The 16,492-nt window shown below is 57.6% G+C and carries 19 protein-coding genes and 1 tRNA gene; 8 read left to right on the top strand and 12 right to left on the bottom strand.

From position 1 onward, the window contains the following. The first annotated feature begins 190 nt into the window (after positions 1 to 190). Positions 191 to 751 (top strand): response regulator, encoded by a 561-nt coding sequence (locus AC5S26_RS06415; protein ID WP_494184020.1) that lies wholly within the window; start codon positions 191 to 193, stop codon positions 749 to 751. 47 nt (positions 752 to 798) lie between these two features. Here the strand turns inward: AC5S26_RS06415 and AC5S26_RS06420 are convergent, their stop codons facing one another. Further along, a complete protein-coding gene (locus AC5S26_RS06420) occupies positions 799 to 1,068 on the bottom strand; it encodes a hypothetical protein (RefSeq protein ID WP_494184021.1) in 270 nt (89 codons plus the stop codon). Positions 1,069 to 1,209: 141 nt separating this feature from the next. Between AC5S26_RS06420 and AC5S26_RS06425 the strand changes: the two genes are divergently transcribed. The 3 genes from AC5S26_RS06425 to AC5S26_RS06435 all read left to right on the top strand — a co-directional run bounded on the left by AC5S26_RS06425 (position 1,210) and on the right by AC5S26_RS06435 (position 2,876). Beyond that, positions 1,210 to 1,296, top strand: a tRNA-Leu gene (locus tag AC5S26_RS06425). Between the two features lie 105 nt (positions 1,297 to 1,401). Further along, positions 1,402 to 2,211 (top strand): indole-3-glycerol phosphate synthase TrpC, encoded by an 810-nt coding sequence (gene trpC, locus AC5S26_RS06430; protein WP_494184022.1) that lies wholly within the window; start codon positions 1,402 to 1,404, stop codon positions 2,209 to 2,211. Further along, complete coding sequence (locus AC5S26_RS06435) at positions 2,208 to 2,876, top strand: phosphoribosylanthranilate isomerase (protein WP_494184023.1); 669 nt, start codon at positions 2,208 to 2,210, stop codon at positions 2,874 to 2,876. The genes trpC and AC5S26_RS06435 overlap by 4 nt, the downstream gene beginning before the upstream one ends. A 323-nt stretch (positions 2,877 to 3,199) precedes the next feature. On the opposite strand, the gene AC5S26_RS06440 is transcribed toward AC5S26_RS06435, so the two are convergent. Further along, a complete protein-coding gene (locus AC5S26_RS06440; RefSeq protein ID WP_494184024.1) occupies positions 3,200 to 5,308 on the bottom strand; it encodes a prolyl oligopeptidase family serine peptidase in 2,109 nt (702 codons plus the stop codon). A gap of 270 nt (positions 5,309 to 5,578) precedes the next feature. Between AC5S26_RS06440 and AC5S26_RS06445 the strand changes: the two genes are divergently transcribed. Beyond that, on the top strand, positions 5,579 to 6,601 hold the full coding sequence (locus AC5S26_RS06445; RefSeq protein WP_494184025.1) for a VWA domain-containing protein: 1,023 nt from the start codon (positions 5,579 to 5,581) through the stop codon (positions 6,599 to 6,601). Positions 6,602 to 6,666: 65 nt separating this feature from the next. Here AC5S26_RS06445 and AC5S26_RS06450 read toward each other — a convergent pair whose 3' ends face one another. The 3 genes from AC5S26_RS06450 to AC5S26_RS06460 all read right to left on the bottom strand — a co-directional run bounded on the left by AC5S26_RS06450 (position 6,667) and on the right by AC5S26_RS06460 (position 8,159). Next, positions 6,667 to 7,011 (bottom strand): YXWGXW repeat-containing protein, encoded by a 345-nt coding sequence (locus AC5S26_RS06450; protein ID WP_494184026.1) that lies wholly within the window; start codon positions 7,009 to 7,011, stop codon positions 6,667 to 6,669. A 257-nt stretch (positions 7,012 to 7,268) separates the two neighbouring features. Further along, positions 7,269 to 7,661, bottom strand: coding sequence for a LysM peptidoglycan-binding domain-containing protein (locus AC5S26_RS06455; RefSeq protein WP_494184027.1), 393 nt, complete (start codon positions 7,659 to 7,661; stop codon positions 7,269 to 7,271). A gap of 90 nt (positions 7,662 to 7,751) precedes the next feature. Continuing rightward, positions 7,752 to 8,159, bottom strand: a complete 408-nt coding sequence (locus AC5S26_RS06460) for a YidB family protein (RefSeq protein WP_494184028.1) — start codon at positions 8,157 to 8,159, stop codon at positions 7,752 to 7,754. A 194-nt stretch (positions 8,160 to 8,353) separates the two neighbouring features. On the opposite strand from AC5S26_RS06460, the gene AC5S26_RS06465 reads away from it, so the two are divergent. Both AC5S26_RS06465 and msrB read left to right on the top strand, forming a co-directional pair. Beyond that, positions 8,354 to 8,752 (top strand): RidA family protein, encoded by a 399-nt coding sequence (locus tag AC5S26_RS06465; RefSeq protein ID WP_494184029.1) that lies wholly within the window; start codon positions 8,354 to 8,356, stop codon positions 8,750 to 8,752. Between the two features lie 61 nt (positions 8,753 to 8,813). Then, positions 8,814 to 9,224 (top strand): peptide-methionine (R)-S-oxide reductase MsrB, encoded by a 411-nt coding sequence (gene msrB / locus AC5S26_RS06470; protein ID WP_494184030.1) that lies wholly within the window; start codon positions 8,814 to 8,816, stop codon positions 9,222 to 9,224. A 114-nt stretch (positions 9,225 to 9,338) separates the two neighbouring features. Here the strand turns inward: msrB and rpmB are convergent, their stop codons facing one another. Together rpmB and AC5S26_RS06480 are read right to left on the bottom strand one after the other, a co-directional pair. Beyond that, positions 9,339 to 9,530 carry a 50S ribosomal protein L28 gene (gene rpmB, locus AC5S26_RS06475; RefSeq protein WP_494184031.1) on the bottom strand — a complete coding sequence of 64 codons (192 nt, stop codon included), beginning with the start codon at positions 9,528 to 9,530 and terminating at the stop codon, positions 9,339 to 9,341. A gap of 264 nt (positions 9,531 to 9,794) precedes the next feature. Continuing rightward, entirely contained in the window at positions 9,795 to 10,352 is a 558-nt protein-coding gene (locus AC5S26_RS06480) for a DinB family protein (RefSeq protein WP_494184032.1), read from the bottom strand. A gap of 110 nt (positions 10,353 to 10,462) precedes the next feature. Here AC5S26_RS06480 and AC5S26_RS06485 point away from each other — a divergent pair, with 110 nt between their 5' ends. Beyond that, positions 10,463 to 10,828, top strand: coding sequence for an MliC family protein (locus AC5S26_RS06485; protein ID WP_494184033.1), 366 nt, complete (start codon positions 10,463 to 10,465; stop codon positions 10,826 to 10,828). A gap of 53 nt (positions 10,829 to 10,881) precedes the next feature. Here AC5S26_RS06485 and AC5S26_RS06490 read toward each other — a convergent pair whose 3' ends face one another. The 5 genes from AC5S26_RS06490 to AC5S26_RS06510 form a co-directional block, all read right to left on the bottom strand. Continuing rightward, the gene (locus AC5S26_RS06490) at positions 10,882 to 12,123 is read right to left on the bottom strand and encodes an acyltransferase family protein (protein ID WP_494184034.1); all 1,242 of its coding nucleotides are present in this window, start codon (positions 12,121 to 12,123) and stop codon (positions 10,882 to 10,884) included. Positions 12,124 to 12,363: 240 nt separating this feature from the next. Beyond that, on the bottom strand, positions 12,364 to 13,353 hold the full coding sequence (locus AC5S26_RS06495) for an aldo/keto reductase (RefSeq protein WP_494184035.1): 990 nt from the start codon (positions 13,351 to 13,353) through the stop codon (positions 12,364 to 12,366). Positions 13,354 to 13,385: 32 nt separating this feature from the next. After that, positions 13,386 to 14,936 carry a GMC oxidoreductase gene (locus AC5S26_RS06500; RefSeq protein ID WP_494184036.1) on the bottom strand — a complete coding sequence of 517 codons (1,551 nt, stop codon included), beginning with the start codon at positions 14,934 to 14,936 and terminating at the stop codon, positions 13,386 to 13,388. Positions 14,937 to 15,043: 107 nt separating this feature from the next. Beyond that, positions 15,044 to 15,391 carry a hypothetical protein gene (locus AC5S26_RS06505; protein ID WP_494184037.1) on the bottom strand — a complete coding sequence of 116 codons (348 nt, stop codon included), beginning with the start codon at positions 15,389 to 15,391 and terminating at the stop codon, positions 15,044 to 15,046. 84 nt (positions 15,392 to 15,475) lie between these two features. Then, positions 15,476 to 16,210: a hypothetical protein gene (locus AC5S26_RS06510; RefSeq protein WP_494184038.1), complete on the bottom strand. Its 735-nt coding sequence runs from the start codon at positions 16,208 to 16,210 to the stop codon at positions 15,476 to 15,478. Between the last annotated feature and the right edge of the window lie 282 nt (positions 16,211 to 16,492).

Consider the following 16,492-nt stretch of genomic DNA (forward strand, 5'->3'; position numbering starts at 1 on the left):
AAGATGATGCGTGGACGGCAGCCAACGTGGACCTTGCCGGAGGCATCGAACGCAAGGCCCGCCTCCGATTTCTACGACTGCGACCCTGTCCTATATTGGGGTTGGTTTTGTGTATGGTAGAGACGGGATGCGGGCGAGGCAGAGTTTGAGTCGATAAGGGTTCCGCAACGAGGAGAGAAGAGAAAAGAAGATGAAGAAGCGCATTTTGCTGGTGGATGATGAGGTTGCTGTCCTGCTGACGCTGAAGGCTGTATTGGAGATCAATGGATTTGATGTGGACACGGCGGCGTCGGGACGTGAAGGAAAGCTAAAGCTGCGCGCCAACGAATATCACATGGTGATCAGCGATATGCGTATGGAAAGCGATCAGGCTGGCGCGGCGGTGATCGCGGCGGCGAGATCCGCGTCTTACCAGCCTGCGGTGGCGCTTCTTACGGCTTATCCGATGGCCGATGAAGACTGGCAGGAGATGGGGGCGGATCGCATGCTGGTGAAGCCCATGCATACCCGGCTTCTGTTGGAACAAATCAACCGGCTGATGAATGCCCACGCTACCCGACAATCTGGCACCACGGCTGTTTCGTCTAAGGCAAAGAAGGCTACCGATACCCCTGCAGCCAAGAAGACAAAATTGAAGAAGGCGATTGCCAAGAAATCGCAAGTGAAGAAAGCGGTAAAGGCTCCGACGAAAAAAACAGCTGTAAAGACCACTGCAAAGAAGACCGCAGCGAAAGGCGGACGCCGAGCATGATCGTCAGCTCTCTTCTTTGAGGAGCGGTGAATTGAGGAGAGCGGCGATTACTGCTGCGTATTGGACTTGATGTAGTTCCGCAACGAGAGATTGATGTCCATGGCCTTGTGGACTCCGTTGTCCATCATTCGAAGCCACTCCGATCCTGGTTCCTTTAGGCCGACGGTTCCCAATAGATAACTTGTCTGAACGATGATCTCGAGCGCATTGCTCAACTCGTGGGCGAGTTTGCGGATCTCGACCGCGAGGTCGGCTGGAATCTTTTCTGTGGTAACGGGATCAAGCGGATGAGAGGTTTTGTTGGGCGATTGTTCCATGGTGGTATGGATGCTTCCTTATCATCCATCAGTCTAGCAGTGCAGTCGGTGACATGAATTGACACGAAAGCTGGGCTTTGCGAAACTAAAAGCTCGCGGTTACGGTGTTCAGCCCCTTCAGGCAGAGCGTGTACGACCGTTGCCGAAGTGGCGGAATTGGCAGACGCGCATGGTTCAGGTCCATGTACTCGCAAGGGTGTGGGGGTTCGAGTCCCCCCTTCGGCACCAAAGAGTTCAGAGTTAATGCAAATCAAGAGAGGTGCGTAATGCGCCTCTCTTTTCGTTTTTTGCGGCATGAGGTTCCATTCGCGCTCAACCCTTAGAATGGAAGATATGCCCACGCGACTCGATGAGATCGTTGCCAACACGTCACTCGAGGTCAAGGTCCGCAAAGCGGCTGCCGATTACGATTCTCTCGAGAAGAAAGCTCTGGCGCATGTTCCGCGGGGATTCACCGCGAGATTGTGCGAGGTGGGGAGAGATCGCCCGGCGATCATCTCCGAGATCAAGAAGGCTTCGCCGTCAAAAGGACTTATTCGCCCTGATTTCGATCCCGTCACTCTTGCGAAGGGATTCGAAGAGGGAGGTGCGGCGGCACTTTCGATTCTTACTGACGAGAAGTTCTTTCAGGGATCGCTGCATTTCCTCGAGACGGCTTCTCAGGCGGTAAAGATTCCATGTCTGCGCAAGGACTTCATCGTGGATCCATTTCAGATCCTCGAGGCTCGCGCTTCGGGCGCGGATGCCATTCTGTTGATTGTGGCAGTCCACACGGATGAGGCATTGAATCGGCTGCGGGACGAGGCACGGAGTCTGGAGCTGGATGTACTGTGCGAAGTTCACTCTTCGGAGGAGCTAAAGCGTGCAATTGCCCTGGGCTTCGATTTAGTCGGAGTCAATAGCCGCGATCTTCGAACCTTCGAGGTGCATCCGCAGTTGCTCTTCGATCTCGTTGCGTCCATTCCGGCCGAGACGGTAAAGGTGGCTGAAAGCGGACTGCGCAACTCCGAAGAGATCGCAAGGCTACGAGAGGCGGGCTATGACGCTTTCCTGATGGGGGAGACGCTGATGCGCCAACCGGATCCAGGAGCGGCACTGGCGTCGCTGCTCGATTACGAATATTCGGAGCGAGTATTGCGATGACATGGGCAAAGATCTGCGGCAATACCAGCGCGGAGGATGCGCTCCTCGCGGTCGAGCTAGGCGCGGATGCACTTGGGTTTGTCTTTGCCGAGAGTAAACGTCGTGTAACCCCTGCGCAGGTGGCCGCGATAACGCCGCGTCTTCCCGGACACGTGGAGCGCGTTGGAGTTGTCTATAGCCGCGACGCAGCAGAGATTGCCGCGATTGTGGAAGAGGCAGGCCTTACGACGGTGCAGCTTCATGGGGGAGTCGATCTGCCGCTCGTGGACAAGCTACGCAACCGTGTCGGAGACGAGATTGGCATCATCCAGACCTTGCACTGGGTTGTGGGAACGGATAGCAGCGAGCGCACGGGTGCGGAGCTACGGGAGATCGCGGCGGCGAAGACGATCGATCGCGTTCTGGTGGATTCACGCGTGGGCAATGCGGGTGGAGGCACCGGGGTTTCGTTCGACTGGAAGGCCGCCCGTTCGGTGCTGCAGCAAGCAGGCGGAGGTCTCAAGATCATCGTTGCGGGCGGACTGCGACCAGAAAATGTAGCCGAGGCGATCCAGGAGCTTGAGCCGTGGGGAGTGGATGTTGTCAGTGGGGTGGAAGCCTCGCCAGGCCGCAAGGATCCGGAGAAACTGGCGGTATTCCTGCGCATCGCCAAGGCGACGAAATAAACGAAGGCTCCCGGTAGAGGGAGCCTTCGATGCAACAACCAGAGAAAACCATGTGGTGCTTTAGCGCTGATGTGGCCGCGGCGTATGCGGACGTACCCTCGGCGCCCTATCGCGAGCCTCCTGGGTACGTGTGCGGACTGCGGCAGGTTTCGGATAAGCAACAGCAAGGACGGGAAAGAGTGTCGACGATAGCAACAAAAAAGCTTTCAGCTTCATAAGTCGCCTTTCTTCTCTCAATTTGACGGTTGTGAGGGAAGCGGCGATGCAAGATTTACTCTCGAATTAGGGTAATTTACTGGCGTTTTTCCAGCTTTGTGGCGCAGCTAGGAAGTCGTAAGCGCCTGCATGGAAAGCTGCTGCCGCAGAAACGTGAACTGATCGACAACCAGTTCAACCCGTTTGGCCAGAGGCATGCCTCCGCCATGGCCGGCGCGGGTCTCCACGCGAATCAGAATTGGATTAGTACCTGACTGCACAGCCTGCATGGCGGCTGCGAATTTGAAGCTGTGTGCGGGAAAGACGCGATCGTCATGGTCAGCCGTGGTGATCAGCGTAGGCGGATAGGCTACTCCTTCCCGGAGATTGTGAAGCGGAGAGTACCGATAGATGGCATGGAATTCCGCCTCGTCCTCACTGGGCGCGCCATAGTCGGTCTTCCATGCCCAGCCGATGGTGAACTTGTCGAAACGCAGCATGTCCATTACGCCGACCGACGGAAGCACCGCGCCAAACAGATCGGGGCGCTGAATCTCGCAGGCGGCGACCAGCAGGCCTCCATTGCTTCCGCCGGAGATGGCGAGCTTCGGCGCGGAGGTGTACTTGTTCTCGATCAGCCACTCCGCTGCGGCGATGAAGTCGTCGAAGACGTTTTGCTTGGCGAGCTTGGTTCCGGCCTGGTGCCACGCCTCTCCGTATTCGCCGCCGCCGCGAAGGCTGGGTTGCGCGTAGACGCCTCCCATCTCCATCCAGAGCAGATTTCCCGAGGAAAACTCGGGACGCAGAGAGATGTTGAAGCCGCCATACCCATAGAGCAGGGTTGGATTCTCGCCATCGAGCTTCAGACCTTTTTTGTGGCTTAGAAACATAGGCACGCGAGTACCGTCCTTGCTGGTGTAGAAGATCTGCTTCGTCTCATATTGGGCGGGGTCGAACTTCAGTCTGGGCTCCCTGTAGATGGTGGAGCGGCGCGTCTTCATGTCGAGCCGATAGATCGTTGCCGGCGTGGTGAAATTGCTGAACTGGTAGAAGGTCTCGTTCTCGGTGCGCTTGCCAGCAAAGCCCGCAGCAGTGCCGATGGCGGGGAGAGCGAGCCGTTCGATCAGCGCGCCTTCACGCGCGTGCAGCTCGACTACGCTTTGAGCGTCGGTGAGATAGTTCGCAATCAGCGTGTCGTCGACCATGCTGACGCTGTCGAGATGGCTTTCACTCTCGGGAATGATGGTCTTCCAATAAGCGCGTCCTGGCTGTTCGAGATCAATCTCGACGACACGGCCATTTGGGGCCTGGAAGGTCGTGTGAACCCAGAAACGGGTACCGTCGTTGTCGATGGGAGAGTAGACCGCGTCCGATGTATCGGCGATCTTCACTGCGGGGGCGTCAGGCCGTTCGAGATCTTTGATGGAGAGCTGATTGTTGGGGCTGGAGCCTTTGGTCTCATAGATGATCAGGTAGCGCCCGTCGTCAGTTACAGCTGCTCCGACGTTCATCTCTTTGTCGTCGGGTCGATCGAAGATGAGCCGGTCTTCGCTCTGCGGCGTTCCCAGCTTATGAAAGAAAATTTTGTGGAAGTAATTTGTTGCCTTCAGCGCATCTTCCTGCGGCGGATCGTAGCCCTCATAAAAGAAGCCGGTGCCGTCTTTGAGCCATGAGGCGGAGCTGAACTTTGACCAGGCGACGATGTCGGGAAGGTCTTCTCCCGTGGCTACCTCTCGGACGTGCCACTTAACCCAGTCCGATCCGGCGTCGGCGATGGAATAGGCGGCGAGGCGGCCATCGTCGGAGATGCTGAGGCCATTGATGGCAACCGTTCCATCGGTCGACATGGTATTCGGATCGAGCAGGACATTGGGCTCGCCGCCCAGGCCTTCGGTCCAATAGATCACGTTCTGGTTCTGCAGCCCGGTGTTGTGCGAGTAGAAGTAGCGCGTTCCTTTTCTTACGGGCGCGGTGAAGCGCTCGAAGTTGATCAGGTCCATCAGGCGCTGTTGCATGGCTTCGCGACCCGGTACGTTGTCGAGAATGCCGCGCGTGAGACGATTCTCCTGCTCGATCCACTCCTGCACCTCGGGTGAGTCAACATCCTCCATCCAGCGATAGGGATCGCTGACCATGGTGCCGAAGTAGTCATCCACCTGGTCGACTTTGTGGGCCTTCGGATAGGCGAGCGATTGAGAGACAGAGTTGGCGGCGAGGGTGGGATCGGCAAGCTTCATCGGGGCTCATTCTTGCGAGACCTCGAACTGGAAGAGGCGCGCAGGTTAGTCTGGAACCGGTATCGTATTTGGATCGGTGGGTACCGAGATCCTCGGTTCTGAAGACAATTCTATTTGGAAAGGAAGCGGCTATGGCGAGCGTGACGAAGGTTCAATCGTTTCTGATGTTCGAAGGCGGGGCCGAAGCGGCGATGCGCTTCTACGTGTCTCTCGATCGTTATGGCGTCTCGTGGCAGCTCAACCTGTTGTAATTCTATGGATCAAATCTTCATGCGATCTTTCGTATGCATCATCTTCTCCTGGGTTGTTCTTCTCTCAGCGGCTGCGGCACAGCAGAGTGCGCCGGCGCAGCCGCAGGATAACGGATATACGCTCAAGACTCAGGCGAATGTCGTCCTTGTACCTACAACGGTGCGGACCAAACAGGGTGAGGTGATCTATACGCTTCGCGCCGATCAGTTTGTGGTGGAAGACAACGGCGTGCCTCAGACGATCCGCCTGGATGACGATACAGATTCGCTGGGCCTGACGCTCGTGGTGCTGGTGCAGTGCAGCCGGGCCGCGGTGATGGAGTATGCGAAGCTCACCGGGCTGCCCACGATGCTCGACGATATAGCAGGAGGGGCGCCGAGGCAGATCGCGATCGCCTCCTACGGTAAGGAAGCCACACTGCTGGGAGACTTCTCTGCGGATCCCGGCGCCACCGTGAGTGCTCTTGGACAGGTGCAGCCCTGCGACGATTCCGAAGCCGCGACCCTCGACGCCGTGGCATGGGCCAGCAGCCTGCTCGACGAGCACAAGGATCATAATCGTCATGCGATCCTGCTGATCAGTGAAACCCGCGATCATGGCAGCCGGAAGAAGCCGGCCGATGTGATTGCCTCGCTGGGTCGAACCAATACTGTGGTTGACTCGGTTTCGTTTTCTCCGGGCAAGACGGAGATCCTCAGCGACCTCAAATTCGGTGGAGGGTCTGGGCCCATCGGTCTGTTGCTGATGGCGGTCAATGCAGCGAAGAAGAACGCTCCGCGCACGCTGGCGCAGCTATCCGGTGGGGAATACGTCAACTTCACGACTCAGAAGGGCTTCGATAACGGACTGCACCAGCTCACTAATCGCATTCACAACTACTACCTGCTGAGCTTCCAGCCGCAGGCGGGTGCGAACGGCGCGCCCGCGGACGGTCTTCACAGCATTCGGGTCAAGGTGCCCGATTATCCGGATGCGAAGATCGGATCGCGGGAGAGCTACTTTAGCGGATCGCTCGACAGTATTCCCGCTGACCTTCAGTAGTCGCGGTCAGTAAAAGGGCCCTGCCAATGGCCGGGCCCTTTACGTGTGATCACGCACCTGCGTGTCTATTTGTAATGTCCGTACGCGTGTCCATGGCCATGGTGATCATGTCGGTTCCAGCCGCCTTCGTGGTAGCGCCAGCCATTGCCTTCATGTTGCCAGCGTGGGCCGCGCCATGCTGCTCCATGGTAGGGTGGGCGGGCCCATCGGCCGGAATACCATACGTAGCGTCCGTGCGCTGGAGCCCAGTATCCCGGCATCCACACGTAATTGGGTTGTGGCATCGGAGGAGCAACCTCGTAGCGGACTGGTGGTGGAGGAGTTCCAATCATTATGGAGATCTGTCCAAATGCAGGTGCTGCCAGAACTGAGGCGGCCAGGATGCCACCGAGATACCATTTCACTTTCATGATGCTCCTTACCTGTTCGGTCCCGGGCGTTGGCGCAGACGCATGTGCCTCCAGGGACGTTATTTTTGGACCTTGGCGAGGAGGGAAAGAAGTTCCGGGAAAAACACCCAAACTTTCCTTGTTCCACTTCGCAAGGCGCCAAATTCACGTCTGCACCCTGTTTAGCTGCAAGCCATTGGCCAAACACAGGTTACCCTTCAGGAACACAAAAAGCCGCGAACCCGAAGGCCGCGGCTTTTCGATTTACTTTGTCGGATTTAGCTCAGGACAGGAACATTGATTTGCTGGCCAGCCTGGATGCGATCGGGATTATCGATTCCGTTGGCGCTGGCAATCTCGTTGTACTTGTTCGCATTTCCGTAGAAGAGCTTGCTTATCTTTGACAAGCTGTCGCCGGACTTGATGGTGTAAGGCTGGGTGTCTCCGCCTGCGGTGGCGATCTCGTGCTTCAGATCGGCATAGTTGGGATCGACCTGTTTGATCGAGTCCCAAACGCGGTTCGCTACGACCTTGGACGGAACGCTCGCCTTGATATGAAGCTGCTCGCCAGCCAGGTCAACCGCCTCTACCTTGGCGCCAAATTCGGAGAAGCTGTTGATGGTGGAGATGACGGGATTGTACTTCTGCTTCAACTGCTCAAGATCAGCCATGCTGTTTTCTCCTTTTCGCTGTTCTCACCGCGACTCGCTTGCGGACGCGCAGTGATGTTTTGGTTCCACGTTTCGAAATTTCCAGAGGTGCTAGAGAAGCTTGCCCAATACCTGCTGCGCGAGACCACTCATGGAGCTGGACTCGGCCGGCTGGCCATTGGGCGCGAAGTGCTGGATCACCATAGGAAGAACGATGGCCAGCGCCGATGTGACGACCGATGAAGAGACACCCGCGCTCTGAGCGGTCTTCTCAATCAGACCCGTTGGCCCAAGACCCTGCTCGATCTGGTCAGGCGTGGCGGTCTGCGCCTGCCCGGTGGCCCATGCTCCAACGTGATCGGCCATGCCATTGGCTTTCAGACTGTTCAGAACGCCCGCAATTCCTTCCGGGTGCGCTGTCAGAGCCTCGATGAAACCGCCTGCGATCTTTGCCTGATCGCCCTGAGCAGCCGCTCCTGCCTGCCCTGCCAGCTGCTGAATCGTGTCAAGAATTCCCATAGTATCTCCGTTCCGAAATCATGCTTTGCGGGAATAATAGTCCCGTCCGAGGGGGCCTTGGGTTAGCGGCAAAGGAATTTCCGCGGGACTTTCATCCTCTCCATGAGAGAGGTCCGGAGCGGTATAGGTTGGCCGCAAATACTTGCATAGGCGGGAGTTCCGATCCCTGCCGCAGGGCTGCTAGACTGCCTTCTATGAGCGAAAAGAAGATCGCAGTGACGACCCAAGCCGCCCCCGCAGCCATAGGCCCCTATTCGCAGGCAGTTCGAGTGGGTGATACCCTCTACGCCTCCGGCCAGGTAGCCCTCGATCCCGCGACCGGCCAGCTTGTGGAAGGTGGAGTGGCAGAGCAGACGGTTCGGGTTCTCGAAAACATCAAGGCAGTCCTTGCGGCAGCCGGCCTTGGCTTTGCCGATGTAGTCAAGACCACCGTCTTTTTGAAGAGTATGGGCGACTTCGCCGCAATGAATGCAATCTACGAGAGATACCTGGCGCCGGAGGGCGTTGTTCCGCCGGCGCGCTCGACGGTGGCAGTTGCAGCGCTCCCTAAAGATGCCCTGGTTGAGATCGAAATCGTCGCGAGAGGCGTCTAAGCCCGCAGACTGTGACCTGCGCCTTGCGAAAGCATCCAATCAGTAAGAAAGGAAGATCGCGATGCCAGAGTCTGTGAAGCCGGAAAAAGTTCGTAAAACCGAGGCCGAGTGGCGCGAGCTGCTGACCCCGGAGCAGTTTCATGTCATGCGCGAGAAGGGAACGGAGCGTCCCTTCACCGGCGCCCTCCTGAATAATCACGAGACGGGAGTCTATCAGTGCGGTGCCTGCAATGCGCCCCTGTTCCTGTCGGACAAGAAGTTCGAGTCGGGAAGCGGATGGCCGAGCTTCTGGCTTCCGGTATCCCCTGACGCTATCGAAGCGCACGAGGACGACTCCCACGGAATGCGGCGGATCGAGGTGACCTGCGCGAATTGCGGAGCTCACCTCGGACATCTCTTCCCGGATGGTCCGAAGCCGACCGGAATGCGGTACTGCATCAACAGCGCGTCCTTGAATTTCGAGAAGCAGTAAGGAAGAACTCGAAAAACAAGAAGAAGCTGGATGCAGGGAAAAACAGGAAAAGCCCCAGCCCGCAATCATGCGGCTGGGGCGAATTTTTTGATACAGCCCGGAAGATCCGGACAGTTACGCTGCCTTTACGATCTTGCCGGTCTTGATGCAGCTGGTGCAGACGCGGACGCGCTTGCTGGCTCCCTCGACGACGGCTTTGACCGACTGCAGGTTCACGTTCCAGCGACGGCGGGTCGTGTTGTGAGCGTGAGAGATGTTATTGCCGAACTGCGGGCCCTTGCCGCAAAGATCACATTTTTGTGCCATGACTTACTCCAATCTCTAAGTCGCAAATTCTTCCGCGAGCAGGGCGTTCATCTCCCCGGTCAGGGGTCGAATCTTTCCTGAGAATCCGGGAGTTCTTCGCTTCCGGCTGCGGAAGTGGCGCGCTCAGGCGGGTTTAAAACCGTTGGCCGCGACCATCTAAATCTGCGTATATCTATGTAGCTCAAGCGCTTGCAGGAAGCGGACCGCCTCTGAAGACGCTGCTATACATTATAGCAAAAGAACGTGAGATTCGATGCGGTTTTGTCAGGAAGAGCTGTGGCCGTTGCAATGGAGCACCCCAAGATAGGCGCTCCAAGGGCCCACCTTCTCACGATACTGCCCTGCGAGGATCCGGGAGATCTGGTGGAGATGGGTAAGGTCATGAGCTACCCAGGTGGCGAGCAGCTGCGAAAGGGTGACCGGGCCAAACGCCGGATGAAGTCCGCGGAGCTCAAGATCAGCCGCGGTGAGGTTGAATTGCCGGAGCTCGATAAGATTCCGGGAGCGCAGGCCGGAGAAATCGTCGAGAAGCTGAGGGAGGGACTTCCCCTGGCTCTCGCGTTGCTGGCCTAACCGATCGAAAGGCTGGAAGGCGGGAATCTCAGAGGCAGGAGCATCGCGACTCGATAGGATCAGCCGCGCACGGGCCGGCCAGTCGGCGCGCTCGCCATATGCGAGATGGCCGATGACGTCGTATGCGGTCCAGGTGCCCTCGCCTTCGTTGCGTTGTGTCCACGCTTCGGGGAGATCGCGGAGCAGGGCGTCCAGTGTGCCAGGCGTGCGGGTGAGGAGGGAGATGGTCTGTTGGAGATCGTGGATCATTTCAATGTGTCCTCGGAAAGACAGATGCCAGCTTCTTCCCTTGGTCGCTGAAAGTCGGAGTATAAATGGCGTGCAGGGGGCGAAGCGCTATGAAATCAATGTGGATGCGAATGACTGTTGCGTCGGGAACGCTGCTGCTCAGCGGGTTTGCGGCTGCGAGCGATCTGACGATTCATCTGAACGGCACCGATGCGATCAAGCGGAATACGGTGAAGTACCAGTGCGATGCGCAGGGGAAGACGATGGGGCTTCCGGCGGGAGTCTTCTCGGTGGACTACCTGAATGGGGCAGGCAATCATCTGGCGGTGGTTCCGGTGAAAGGGAACTCGTTGATTTTCGTTACCGTCCCTTCAGGGTCAGGTGCGAAGTATGCGGCGGCGGAGTTTACGTGGTGGGAGGCAGGCGGGCGCGGAACGACATTCTCGTCCGATTTTCCCGGACCGAAGGCATCCTCAACATGTCACGAGGTGAAGTGACGAGTCCTGTCTAAGCGATCGAGACAGCCGAGCCTATTTCAGTAAAGCTTCGATCAATAGGAGAAGTAGCGTTTGAGGCTCAGGAAGTGCTTTTCATACAGGTGGTAGCTCAGCACTGCGACCAGGACCGAGGCGATCCCTGCAACACCTGCCTGGAGGAGCACACTCAGCGCCTTCGAGTGAAAGTGGGTATTGAAGAAGAAGCGTAGCGGTCCCTGCAGAACTCCCGTGATGGAGTAGTGAAAGACGTAGATTCCATAGCTATATCTTCCGAAGAAGCGCAGGATGCCGTTTCTGAACATTGACTGTGTCAGTCCTGGCTGAAGGGCGGTAGCGATGAGAGCCGTGGAGCCTATGCCGAAGAGGCTGAAGCCGATGGTGGGGATGAAGGGATGCAGCGGATGGCCAGCTCCTGCCTGCCACTCCAGGCCATGATTTACGAAGAAGACCAGAACCAGGATCGCAGCGCAGACCGCGAAGACGCGTGGTGCAAGACGCAATACGGTTTCTCGCCAGCGGGTGAGCATAAGAGCGGCGAGGCCGCAGCCGAAGAGGAGGTTGTCGGCACAGGAGAAGGTTGGAGAGTAAGGGAGATAGATGTAGCTGAAGTGCGGATTCTTCTCCATGGCAACCAGAAAGACCCGGAGGCAGAAGATGACGGCACAGCCGATGAGCGAGATGCGGACGAGGATTTCAGGGCGTCGTACGCGGTACACGACAAAGGGCCACAACAGGTAAAACTGCTCTTCAACTTGAAGAGACCAGAAGTGATTGATGTTGAAGTAGGGCAGAACGAGGGGAATGTGGGTCCGCCAGAGGGCCAAGTTGGCGGTGTAGGTAAGGTAGTAATACTGCCATCCCGACCAGACGATGTGAAGCGGATGTGTGAGGAGTAACAGAACGAACAGAAAGCCGTAATAGAGCGGAAAGATCCGCAAGGCGCGGCGGGAATAGAAGATCTTGAAGTAATGGGGAATATTGAGTGTCTTGATGAGGATGCCGGTAATAAGAAAGCCGGAGAGCGCGAAGAAGAGATTCACTCCGCAGTAAGTGGATCCGCGGACCTCCGTCAGGAGATCGAAGAGACGGGAACCAGTGCGGTTATTCGCCCAAAAGAGATGGTCAACGAGAACCAGAAGGATGGCGAGTCCACGAATGCCGTCAAGAGCGGGGATGTGGACAAAGCCACCAGGATTTTCCTTGTCGGAGGCGTGTGAAGCGGATGGAAGTCCGGAGGGAGAATCTTCTGGTGTGACGATGGTACTGGAGGAAAGCTGAACCGATGGTCTGGACACGTCATCCTTGATTTGAGGCCATTTGGGGATCGCAGGGGGAGTTCTGCTACTCGACAGTAACATTCTTTGAAGTATTTCTGGCTAATTTAGATAAACGTTCCCATAGGTCTTTCGATGGAAAGCAGTTATCTTTTTGCCCGATTTTCGCGGTCTTGTCATGACATCCGCGCCTGGCGGTGGGTTAGAGAGCTGAGCGCTTTCATGCGACGTTCCGCAGAGAAGTATTCACCGCATGAGAAGTTACGAGCGGGGCGTCGTTTCATGTTTGTCAGTCTGCACAAGTTCATAAAGAATCTTTGCAGGCCCCTCGAGAGCGTGGTCTTCGCTGACGAAGGCGTTGGCCTGAATCCTCTTCGCCTGCTTGGAAGAAAACAGGATCACGCTCTGCGGATTCATGAGCAGGGCTGCTTTCAGCATCAGCTTTGAAAGCACGGTTGTGTCGGCGAGGTCCGAGTCCGTGGCCTTAGACCAGCTGCGAAGTTGATCCGGATGAGCGAGAAGGTCTTCGTGCAGAGAGTGAAGGCGGGCACTGAGGGCTCGATGATGGATGCGGAAGGGCGAGCCGGTGGGAATAACAGGATCGAAGACGGACCACTCATACTGAAGGGTGGAACAGTACTCCGGGCGTTGTGCAAGGAGTGCGGGAATGCGCGAGTTATCGCTGCCGACACCGAAGGCGCCTATCTTGCCTTGGGCAACGCAGTCCTGAAGAAAGCCGAGCAGGGCCGTGTCGCTGAGATCCTCGGCAGCGGCCTCGTGGAGGAGCCAGATGTCGATGTGATCGGTTTTCAGGGCAGTGAGACTGGAATCGAGCGAGGTCCTGGCTCTGTCGGCAGTAAAGATCTTTCGCTGCGGAGGTTGAGCCGAAGCCTGCACCGATACCTTTGCGGCAGCTGCAAGACTTTTTTTTGCCGCGGGGAACTGACGAATGATTGGTCCGGCGATCGTTCGCGCCACACGGAAGAACGAACGATTCTTAGGTGGCGCAATACCGTACTTGGTAGTTACGGTGACGTCGGCAGAATGCCTGGCGAGAAATTCGCCGAGGCAGCTCTCTGCCTCTCCGTAGCCATACATGGGGGCGACATCGAAATGACGGATGCCGTTGTCGTAAGCGGCTTCAAGCACGGCCAGTGAGGCGCGCCGGCCGATGGAACCCATAAGGGTGGAGCAGCCGAAGCCCAGCCGGGATGTCGTGCGTCCGGTAGATCCGAGTGGAATGGTTTGCATTCGCGTCTCCAATGAAGAAGGCAGTTGCGTGTTTAGTGGGCTGCCAGATGGTCCGCCAGCCGGATCGCAAGAGCCAGCAGCGTGTGGGTCGGGTTGGAGAAACCGGAGTTGGGATAGACGGCAGCGCTGCAGACATAACCGTTATCCATGCCATGAAGGCGCAGGTTTAGGTCGACGACTCCGTCGGAGGGAGAAGCCGAGATGCGCATCCCCCCCATGTGATGGTAGTTGTCGCCACATTTGAGGCGGAATCGATCGTAGGACTCGAGATCGGGATCGGGGGTGACGCGCGCAATGGACGAAAGGGACGATTGTGCGAATCGGACGTAGGCGCGTATGGTGTCGATTTCGTTGTCGGAGACGTGCCAGTCAAGACGTGTGCGCAGGAGCCCGAGAGAATCGCGGGTGTCGGCAAGGGTGATCTTGCTCAGGGAGAGCGGGTCCTGCTCGGTGTGAACACCAAGCTCGATGCGGCTGCCGGGAGCGACGTAGGCGCGATGCTGAACGCTGTAGCGATAGATCTGCCTGGCCAGCAACGGCGAGTAGCGCAGGAGATTGAAGATTTCGGAGGAGCTGGCCTGGCTCCATTTGCCTCCGAGGAGCTTGCGGGCGGTGATCTTCAGCTGTCCCGCGATCGCCTCGGTATCGCTCCTGTAGAGGATCATGGCAGCGACGTTGAGGGTGCGTTGCTCCGCCTGACGTTGGGGAGAGAGACGAAGTTTCGGCTGATATTTAAATCCGCGGTTGAAGACGTTGTCGAAGACGGCGTGGAACTGAGCCGGGTTGTGCGGCTCGAGCGTAGCGGCAGGCGCGATGATGTGGTCCTGAAAATGGCGACCCAGCAGGCCGGAGCGATTCCAGGGCTTTTCCGCCTCCTCGGGCTGAAGAAAGAAACGGCAGGATTCGATTCCGCCGAGAGCGAAGATGAATTGATTGGCGCGGAAGATGGCTTCTTTGCCTGAGAGCGTTCGCGCGCGCACGCCGAGGATTTTGGGGCCCTCGCGCAACAGGGCGACGACGTTGGCGTGGAGCCAGAGATCGATGTCCCGCGAATTCTGGAGAGCGTCCCGGTGCAGGCGGCTGAAGTCCGGTTCCGGGCACCAGCGTGAGAAGAAGGTCTCCATGTCGGGGAAGCTGGGAGGCGACAGCTTGATTTCGCTCCAGACGGCAGGGTCGGAGAGAGTAGCGTTGCCGAGCCCTTCGAGAGTGAGGGCGCGCTGGTAGAAGGGAGCGAGCTCCTGTTTGGGGAAGGGCCAGCCGCTGCCGGGAACCCAGTCGCGCACCGTGAAGTCGGCGTCGTCGAGCTCGAGAATCTGGCCTCCCCAGCGGGTGGTCGTGCCGCCCTTGGCTCGGAATCGTCCGATGTGGATGCCGTTGTGGGGAAGGCCTGCGATCTCGCTCCGGTACGGCTCCTGCGAGTCTTCTTCGACGGAGGGGCCGCCGCCTTCGAGAACGAGGACGTGCTTGCCTTGACGGGCGAGCTCAAGAGCGAGGAGGATGCCGGCGGCGCCAGCGCCGACGATGCAGATATCGGCAGGTTGTGCAGAGGGCTCAGGCTGTGCCTGAATCAGATCCCGGATCAATTCGTAGTCTCCAGCAGGGTAAGAACGTTGGTCATAAGTAAGGCCAAAGGAGGCTTGCTGGATTATATCGAGTCGACGTTAATGCCCATTCATGCGACGAGGTTGCCTTATTTTGCGTTGAGCGTACTGGATGTGGCCTCGACGCGGACGATCTTGCACTCGACCTTCTTGTTTTCAGAGGACCAGATTTTGGCCTTGTCGCCGTCGATCTCGTAACGCATCTGGGTTCCGACGACGAAGTCGGTGGCGTTCATGGATTTGTTGGAGTCGGTGCGGCAGGTGTAGTTCTTGCCCTCGGCGTCGAAGAAGAGGTCGTAGGCCTGGTGCTTGTGCTCTTTGTCCTTTACGCCCGAGGTCTGGGTGTCCTTGAGAGTGGCCGTGCCTTTGAACTTGGCTGCCAGGGACGGGAGCGCGAGAGCGGGGACGAGGATCGCGGTAATGATGACTTTACGCATGGATTTTCCCACCTCGGTAAATATTGTAAGGCCGTGTCGAAGATAGCCAGCGAATCTGATAGCCAGCGAATCTGCGGCGCAGACTTACTGGGCGATCTTCTGGTAATCGGAGTTTACAGTCTTGATCTCCATTTCCTTGCTCGCAGCTTTGAGGTCGGTGTTGGCCGCATAGTTGGCTCCGTCGGGAAGGCTGGCGAAGTTCACCGAGAGGGTGACGATGTCGGTTTTGGGATCGTCGAGGTAGCTATCGACGGTCAGGTTGCGAATCTTCTTCGCAGCTGTGTCGAAGGCGAAGATCATCTTGTCGCCGGGCTTGTAGTAGTTGCTGAGGGCGAGGGAGACCGTTCCGCCGGACGGGGTCATGCTGGCGTTCCCGGCCTGGAAGGCATCCTGGATCTTGTCGCGATTCGGCGGGACGTACTCTCCGACGAGACTCTTGAGGCGAGCTCCGTAGTCCTTCATCTCATCGACCTTCTTTTCGACGATGCGGGCTTTGAAGCGGCCTCCCCGCTGCTGCTCCTGAGGCTGGGCGGCAGGGGCGCCGATGGGAGTCTTCTGGACCTTGCCGTCGGGGCCGTAGCGGCAGGTGTTCTGCTCGGTCTTTCGGGTCTGGCCCTTGAGGATGATGGTGGTGGTTTCGGTCCACTGGTATTTTTCCAGCTTGGCGTGGTTGGCGGCTACGGATTCCTTGAGGGCGGAGACGCGCTCCTGGAGGGCTGCCTTTTCGGGCGCCTGGAAGGCCAGGGAAGATGAGGCGGTGAGGGCGAAGGCGAAGAAGACGCCTGCAGATCGGAGGGGCAGAGAGGACGAATAGGACATGGGAAGCCTCGTTCTTAGAAAGTGAGAGGGGCCCGTCCGGAGAAGACTATCACCAGCAGTTGTTGGCGACATATTCTATTTTCAGAGGGATTTCAGTTGCGGTCGGTCCCCCGGGTATTTTCTGCAAAGTCTTCATTCTTCATCAGATAAGACCGGGCTTGCCTGGCAAAGTCTTGATAAGGAATGGCTTGCCTTCAAAGTATTGCAAGAAAAGGAGATGTGGGAAGGCGTTTAGTGCTGGTCTCCCCCTGCTCTTTTTGCCGCTCTTCTTTAATCTTACCG

This window comes from Edaphobacter sp. FHG110511_03 (assembly GCF_059115365.1).